General features: G+C 77.2%; 2 protein-coding genes. Both read right to left on the reverse strand.

Features of this window, described 5'->3' with window-relative positions; translation table 11 throughout:
* Nucleotides 1–61: 61 nt before the first annotated feature.
* On the reverse strand, nt 62–910 hold the full coding sequence (locus tag E2C05_RS31260) for an alpha/beta fold hydrolase (protein ID WP_158292494.1): 849 nt from the start codon (nt 908–910) through the stop codon (nt 62–64).
* A partial coding sequence (locus E2C05_RS31265) for a lytic transglycosylase domain-containing protein (RefSeq protein WP_133223506.1) occupies nt 907–2,123 on the reverse strand: 1,217 nt, incomplete at its 5' end. The genes E2C05_RS31265 and E2C05_RS31260, both read right to left, overlap by 4 nt.

Consider the following 2,123-nt stretch of genomic DNA (forward strand, 5'->3'; position numbering starts at 1 on the left):
GGCACGCCGCCGCGGTGCCCGCGCGGCGGCGCCGCGGCGTGGCTCTCCTCGCGTCCCGGCGTCACGGGATCCGCGCCAGCCAGGCGTCGATGGCCGCGAGCGAGGCGGCATCCAGCAGCGGCGGCGAATGGCCGATGCCGGGCAGGGCGCAGACCGCCATGTCCGGCCGCGCCGCCTGCATCGCCTGCACCGTGTCCGCGGCCAGCACCGCGCTCGCTTCCCCCCGGACCAGAAGCAGCGGGATGGCGGGGATGGCGCGGAAGAACGGCCAGAGGTCGGGCGCGGCGTCGCCCGGCTTCGGCAGCACCTCGGCGATGCGGATGTCCCAGCGCGGATGCCAGCGCCCGTCCTCGCCGCGCGCATAGGTCCGCTCCGCCAGGTCCGGCCAGTCCGCCTCGGCGAAGCCCAGCGGCGGCAGCCGGGCGCGCAGGAAGCCGATGGCATCGTCCAGGCTGGCGAAGGCCGGGTCGCGGCCGATCAGCTCGCGGATCGTGTCCAGCCCCGGCGAGGCCAGCCGCGGCCCGGTGTCGTTCAGCGCCAGCCCGGCCAGCACGCCGGGCCGCAGCGTGCCGAGCGCCATGCCGAGGATGCCGCCGAAGCTGGTCCCCAGCAGCGCCACCCGGTGCAGGCCGAGCGCGGCCATGGCATCCAGCACGTCCTGGATCGCCAGTTGCGGCGCGTAGCGGCGCGGCGTCTCGGCCCGGGCGCTCTCGCCATGCCCGGCATAGTCCAGCGCCACCACCCGCCGCTGCCCCGCATAGCGGGCGCCGATGCGCCGGAAGTCGAGCGAGGAGCGGGCGATGCCGGCGAGGCAGAGCAGCGGCGTGGCCCCATGCGGCCCTTCCCAGTCCAGCGCCGAGAGGCGCAGCCCGTCCCGCGCGCTGATGCGGCGCCGCCGCGGCGCGGTCACGCCCGCAGCCATTGCGTCATCGGGTGCGGCAGCGCCGCCGCGGCGGGGTCGAGCGCGCGGTAGATCGCCATGTTCTCGATCACCCGCTGGACGTAGTTGCGCGTCTCGCCGAAGGGGATCTGCTCCATCCAGTCCAGCATGGCCGGGCCGCCGCCGCGCGGGTCGCCATAGGTGCCGAGCCATTCGTCCACCCGCCCTGGCCCGGCATTGTAGCCGGCGATGGCATAGGGCAGCACGCCGCCGAAGCGGGCCAGCAGCTCGTTCAGGTAGGCGGCGCCGAGCCGCATGTTGTGCGCCGTGTCCGCCGTCAGCATGCCCACCTGATGCCTGAGGCCGAGCCGGCGCGCCACCGTGGCGGCGGTGCTGGGCAGCAGCTGCATCAGGCCGCGGGCATTGGCGGAGGACACCGCCTCCGGGTCGAAATTGCTCTCCTGCCGCGTGATCCCCTGGACCAGGGCCGGTTCCGGCCCGTCGGGCGGGGCGGGGTAGGGGGCGGGCCAGCCTTCCTGCACCGCCATCAGGCCGCTGGCGCCGGCGCGGCGCACCACCCAGACGGCATGGTCCGGCCGGCCGATCCGCTGCGCCAGCCGCGCGGCCAGCAGCTTGCCGGCGGGCTCCGTCTCCACCTCCTCGAGCCGGAGGAGGAAGGGGCGGGCGCGGCGGGCCTCGCCGATCTCGGCCAGCGCCAGCACGACGCGGGCGGGCTCGCGCGACCCGAAGGCGGCCGCCTGGGCGGCCGGGGGCGGCGCGGTCTGCGCGCGGGCGATGCGGGCCGAGAGGATCTGCCCGTCCTCCCCCAGCGTCAGGGCGGCGAGCTGGCCATAGAAGGCGAGGGGGAATTCCACCGCCGCCCGGTAGCGCTCCCGCGCCCGCGCGGCCGCCGCTTGCGCCTCCGCGGCGCGGCCCTGCCAGTAGAGGCTGCGCGCGCGGGTGATGACGCTGCGGCTGTCCTCGGCGAGGCGGGCGAAGTGCCGCTCCGCCCCGGCCGGGTCCTGCAGGAAGCGGAGCGCGAGGAAGCCGGCGAGGAACTCCGCCTCCTGCCGCGGCTCCCCCGGGGCGGCGATGCCGTGCCGGGCGCAGACCTGGTAGGCGCTGGCGGGGTCGCCGAGCCGGAGCAGCTTGCGGGCCAGCACCTGGCGTTCCGGCCAGGCGGCGCGCGCCACCTCCGGCGCCGGCTGCGGGCTGGCGCGGTCGCCGGCGGCGAAGGCCGCCG

The sequence above is a fragment of the Paracraurococcus ruber genome (assembly GCF_004353985.1).
Lineage (GTDB): Bacteria > Pseudomonadota > Alphaproteobacteria > Acetobacterales > Acetobacteraceae > Paracraurococcus > Paracraurococcus ruber.